This is a genomic window from Caulobacter sp., assembly GCF_049283275.1.
In the GTDB taxonomy this organism is placed as follows: Bacteria; Pseudomonadota; Alphaproteobacteria; order Caulobacterales; family Caulobacteraceae; genus Caulobacter.
Map to the genome: position 1 here is coordinate 1 of NZ_JBAPVS010000097.1, position 4,995 is coordinate 4,995.

The 4,995-nt window shown below is 69.0% G+C and carries 5 protein-coding genes; 3 read left to right on the forward strand and 2 right to left on the reverse strand.

Annotated features, from left to right (window positions below; translation table 11 throughout):
- On the reverse strand, positions 1 to 1,492 hold a 1,492-nt coding region (locus tag WAL33_RS04825), incomplete at its 3' end, for a pseudouridine synthase (RefSeq protein ID WP_422179031.1).
- Positions 1,493 to 1,540: 48 nt separating this feature from the next.
- On the opposite strand from WAL33_RS04825, the gene WAL33_RS04830 reads away from it, so the two are divergent.
- On the forward strand, positions 1,541 to 2,029 hold the full coding sequence (locus WAL33_RS04830) for a nucleoside deaminase (protein WP_422179033.1): 489 nt from the start codon (positions 1,541 to 1,543) through the stop codon (positions 2,027 to 2,029).
- Positions 2,030 to 2,031: 2 nt separating this feature from the next.
- Here WAL33_RS04830 and WAL33_RS04835 read toward each other — a convergent pair whose 3' ends face one another.
- Complete coding sequence (locus WAL33_RS04835; RefSeq protein ID WP_422179035.1) at positions 2,032 to 2,439, reverse strand: hypothetical protein; 408 nt, start codon at positions 2,437 to 2,439, stop codon at positions 2,032 to 2,034.
- 129 nt (positions 2,440 to 2,568) lie between these two features.
- On the opposite strand from WAL33_RS04835, the gene pseB reads away from it, so the two are divergent.
- The gene (gene pseB / locus WAL33_RS04840) at positions 2,569 to 3,603 is read left to right on the forward strand and encodes a UDP-N-acetylglucosamine 4,6-dehydratase (inverting) (RefSeq protein WP_422179037.1); all 1,035 of its coding nucleotides are present in this window, start codon (positions 2,569 to 2,571) and stop codon (positions 3,601 to 3,603) included.
- Positions 3,603 to 4,796: a UDP-4-amino-4,6-dideoxy-N-acetyl-beta-L-altrosamine transaminase gene (pseC, locus tag WAL33_RS04845; RefSeq protein ID WP_422179039.1), complete on the forward strand. Its 1,194-nt coding sequence runs from the start codon at positions 3,603 to 3,605 to the stop codon at positions 4,794 to 4,796. The genes pseB and pseC overlap by 1 nt, the downstream gene beginning before the upstream one ends.
- Positions 4,797 to 4,995 lie beyond the last annotated feature (199 nt).

Here is a 4,995-nt window from a genome sequence, read left to right on the forward strand (position 1 = left end):
CGCCCCGGGGGGCTTGTCCGCGCGGAGCGCCCCTGGGAGCGTCTGAGCGCGGAGCGCTCTTTGGGCCATCTTGGCGCGCAGCGCCCTTGGGACCCTCTGAGCGAGGCCCGGCCGACTTGGCCATGCCGGGCTTGGACCACACCTTGCCGGGTTCGCCGGGCTTTCCCGCGCCCGCCGCCTTGACCGTGCTGGGCTTGCCGCCCGGACGCGCGCCGCCGGGCTTTCCGCCGGTCTTGGCCGGACCGTCGCCCAGCGGCTTGTAGCCATTGGCCCGCAGCGCGCCGGGCTTGGGCTTGTCGCCCCCTCTGGCGGGCCGCGCGTCCTTGCCCTGGGCCGTGCGCTTGTCGGCCGCGTTCTTCTCGGCCATCTCCCGGTCGCGGACCCGCTTGGCGGCGGCGTCGCGGTAGGACAGCGGCTTGGGGCCGATCATCTTGCTCTCGATCGACTTCTTGACGGGCCGCACGGGCTCGCGGCCGGCGATCGCCGGCTTCTTCTTGGGCTTGGCCCAGCCCGGCTTGCGGACGAACTTCTCTTCCTCGACCCTTTCGTCGGGGATCAGGATCGAGGTCTGGACCGCCTTGTTGGTGCGCGGCACGCCGCGGCGTTGCATGTCGCCGCCGCCCGCCGTGCCGACCGCCTTCAGCGGATCGGCCACGCCGATGAATTGCGGCTTGTCGCCCTTGGGCATGTTCTCTTCGGCGACGATGCCTTCCAGCAGCTCGCGGATCACCCGAGGGCCGACCTCCTCGACCTGGCCGGGCAGCAGCGTGCCCAGGGCGAACGGGCCGTAGGACAGGCGGATCAGGCGGTTGACCTTCAGGCCGATGGACTCCAGCACCCGGCGCACTTCGCGGTTCTTGCCTTCGCTCAGCGACAGGGTGATCCAGATGTTCTTGCCGCCGCCGGCCTTTTCCTGGGCCTTGTCGAGACGGGCCTCGATCGGGCCGTAGCGGACGCCCTCGACGGTGCATCCGTCCTTCAGCCGGTCCAGCTTGGCCTGGGTGGTGTCGCCGAAGGCGCGGGCCCGGTAGCGGCGGACCCAGGCGTTGTTCGGCATCTCCAGGGCCCGCGACAGGGCGCCGTCGTTGGTCAGCAGCAGCAGGCCCTCGGAATTGAGGTCCAGGCGGCCGACCGAGATCAGGCGGGGCAGGTCGCGCGGCAAAGCCTGGAACACCGTCGGGCGCTGCTTGGGGTCGTTGTGGGTGGTCATCAGCCCGGCGGGCTTGTGATAGCGGAAGACGCGCGTGGCTTCCGGCGCATCGATCATCTTGCCGTCGACGGTCAGGATGTCGTCGGGGCGGACCTTGATGGCGGGGGTGGTCAGCACTTCGCCGTTCAGGGCGACCCGGCCGTCCTCGATCAGCCGCTCGACCGCCCGTCGCGAGGCCACGCCGGCCCGAGCCAGCATCTTGGCGACCCGCGCGCCGTCTCCGTCGTCGTCTTGACCCGGAATGGCGTTGTCATGCAGGTGGGGCTGGTATTTGTCGGTCACGGCGTCGTCCTTCAAGGGCTTGGCGCATCTCACGATGGGCGGTTTCTAATGCGCACCGATCCGGCCATGGATCAAGAAGGGCGGGATCTGACGGCCATGGCCCTGGCCCTGGACGAAGCCCGCGCCGCCGCCGAAGCCGGCGAGACGCCGGTGGGGGCGGTGATCTTCGATCCGGCGACCGGCGAGATCCTGGCCCGGGCCGGCAACGGACCGATCGGCGCGCACGATCCCACGGCCCACGCCGAGATCGCCGCGATGCGGATCGCCGCCGCCAAGCTGGGCAACTATCGCCTGACCGACCTGACCCTGGTGGTGACGCTGGAGCCCTGCGCCATGTGCGCCGGGGCGATCAGCCATGCCCGGATCGGCCGGGTGGTGTTCGGCGCCGAGGACCCCAAGGGCGGGGCGGTGGTCCACGGGCCGCAGTTCTTCGCCCAACCCACCTGCCACTGGCGTCCCGAGGTCACCGGCGGGGTGATGGCCCAGGAGAGCGCCGACCTGCTGAGGGGGTTCTTCCGGGAACGGCGGAAGAAGTAGGCCTAGTTCACCAGCGCCGAACCGAGCAGCACCTTCGCGCCCTTGCGGCCCAGCACCTTGTCTGCGGCGTCCTGCATCTTGCCGCCCAGATAGTCCAGGTCCGGCGCCGCGCCGCGCCGCATGCCGGCGGTGTAGGTCATCAGCACCTGGGCGAAGGCGGCGCGCAGGCGGGGCTCCGACTGCCGGACGCGTTCCATCACGGCCGGATCGAGCGCCTCGACGCCGGCTTCCATCGTCATGACGCCACGGCGCCCGTCGCGGCGGATGGTGGTGGCGGTCAGGGGCTGCAGGGCGAAATAGGTCGCCATCACCTTCTTCTCCTCCTTGCCGGAATTGGCCAGGGCGGGAGGAGCGGCGAGGCTGGCGGCGGCCAGCAGCGACAGGATGGATAGGACAAGAGCGCGGCGCATGAGCCCCTTTTGGCACGACGGGGTTGACGTCCTCTTTACGTCTAGCGGGCACAAAGGGGCGTTAACCATGAATCGTCCCGCGCGCGGCAAATCACGCAACGCTCGCGGCGGAGGCGCAGGAGATTGAAATTGGGGCGTTTTTCACCGAAGAAGCTCGATCTGGACGGTAAGGTCATCCTGGTGACCGGCGGCACCGGTTCGTTTGGTCGCCGCTTCATCGAGACCGTCCTGCGACGCGCCGACCCGCGAAAGGTGATCATCTATTCCCGCGACGAATTGAAGCAGAGCGACATGCAGATGGAGCTGCGCGAGCAGTTCGACGAGGCGACCTACGGCAAGCTTCGGTTCTTCCTGGGGGACGTGCGTGATCGCGAGCGCCTGACCCTGGCCCTGCGCGGCGTCGACATCGTCATCCACGCCGCCGCCCTCAAGCAGGTGCCGGCCGCCGAATACAATCCGTCCGAGTGCATCCACACCAACGTGCTGGGCGCCGAGAACGTGGTCTGGGCCAGCCTCAACAACCACGTCAAGCTGGTGGTGGCCCTGTCGACCGACAAGGCCTGCAACCCGATCAACCTGTACGGCGCGACCAAGCTGGCCTCGGACAAGACCTTCGTGGCGGCCAACAACCTGTCGGGCGACATCGGCACCCGCTTCGCGGTTGTTCGTTATGGAAACGTCGTGGGGTCGCGCGGCAGCGTGGTGCCGCTCTACAAGCGCCTGCTGAGCCAGGGCGCGGCCGAGCTGCCGGTCACCGACCCGCGGATGACCCGGTTCTGGATCACCCTGAACGAGGGCGTGGAGTTCGTGCTGTCGTCGCTGGAGATCATGCGCGGCGGCGAGATCTTCGTGCCCAAGATCCCGTCCATGACCATGCCCGACCTGGTCAAGGCCATGTCGCCGAAAGCGGAGATCAAAGTCATCGGCATCCGTCCGGGCGAGAAGCTGCATGAGATGATGATCAGCGCCGACGACGCCCGCGCCACGGTCGAGCTTTCCGATCGCTACGTCATCGAGCCCACCTTCGTGGAATATCCGCGCAAGCCGTTCCGCGGCGAGGCGGACGCCAAGGACGTGGCCGAGGGCTTCAGCTACAGCAGCGACAACAACGACGACTGGCTCAGCGAGGACGGTCTCAACGCCATGCTGGCCGAGAAGGCCTGATGAGCAATCCGCCGTTCCTGCCCTACGGCCGTCAGACCATCGAGGACGACGACGTGGCGGCGGTCGCGGCGGCCCTGCGCGCCGACTTCCTGACCACGGGGCCGACGGTCGAGGCCTTCGAGGCCGCCTTCAAGGCCAAGGTCGGGGCCGAGCACGCGATCGCCGTGGCCAACGGCACGGCCACCCTGCACCTGGCCATGCTGGCCCTGGGGGTCGGCCAAGAAAACGGGGGGGAGGGCGACGTCTGCATCGCGCCCTCGGTCACCTTCCTGGCCACCGCCAACTGCGCCCGCTATGTCGGGGCCGAGGTGGTGTTCGCCGATGTCGATCCGGACAGCGGCCTGATGACGCCGGAAACCTTGGCCGACGCCCTGAAGCGCGCGGCCCAGGGTCCGTTTGCGGGCCGTCGGGTCCGAGCCGTGCTGCCGGTCCACCTGCGCGGCGACGTTTGCGATTTGCCGGGCCTGAAGGCCCTGGCTGACGGCATTGGCGCGGTTCTGGTCGAGGACGCGCCCCACGCCCTGGGCTCGGTCGCGACCTTCGACGGCGTCGCCCATCCGGTCGGCGACGGCGCCTTCTCCAGCTTCGCCAGCTTCTCGTTCCACCCGGTCAAGACCCTGGCCACCGGCGAGGGCGGCATGCTGACCACCAACGACGCGGCCCTGGCGGCGAGGGCGCGATCCCTGCGCGGCCACGGCATGGTGCGCCCGGCCGGGGCCGAGCCCTGGGTCTATGAGATGCCGGAGCTGGGCTTCAACTACCGCATCCCCGACGTGCTCTGCGCCCTGGGGATTTCACAGCTGTCCAAGCTGGACCGCTTCGTGACCCGCCGGCGGACCCTGACGGCGCTGTACGCCGAAAAGCTGGCCGCCCTGGCGCCGATCGTGCGTCTGGCGACCAGCCCGGCCTGGTCCGACCCGGCCCTGCATCTGCTGACCGTGCTGATTGATTTCGAAGCCGCCGGCACGACCCGCCGCGCGGTGGTCGAGGCGCTGAAGGCCCAAGGCGTCGGCAGCCAGGTCCACTACATCCCGGTGCACGGCCAGCCCTATTACCAGACCCGCTACGGCGCCCTGGACCTGCCCGGCGCGGAGGCCTGGTACGCCCGCTGCCTGACCTTGCCGCTGTATCCGACGATGGCGGACGGCGATGTGGATCGGGTGGTTGAGGCGCTGGCGGGGGCTCTCACCTAACTCAACAAGGCCCATCATTCCCGCCCTTGTGGCGGGAACCCCTCAATCCGTCGCAAGGGCGGGAATGACGGACATAAAGGGTAAGTCATCCCCTTCCGATCTCCGTCCGCAGGGGTGAGGCCATGCCTTAATGCAGACGTTCCGAAGGTCCGCGATGGGTGGAAGTCGGACAGATCCTCCCCCTCTGGGGGAGGTGGCC

Coding starts and splice junctions, on each gene's coding strand:
- pseC (WP_422179039.1), top strand. CDS start 3,603: ATGAGCAATCCGCCGTTCCTGCCCTACGGCCGTCAGACCATCGAGGAC.
- WAL33_RS04830 (WP_422179033.1), top strand. CDS start 1,541: ATGCGCACCGATCCGGCCATGGATCAAGAAGGGCGGGATCTGACGGCC.
- WAL33_RS04835 (WP_422179035.1), bottom strand. CDS start 2,439: ATGCGCCGCGCTCTTGTCCTATCCATCCTGTCGCTGCTGGCCGCCGCC.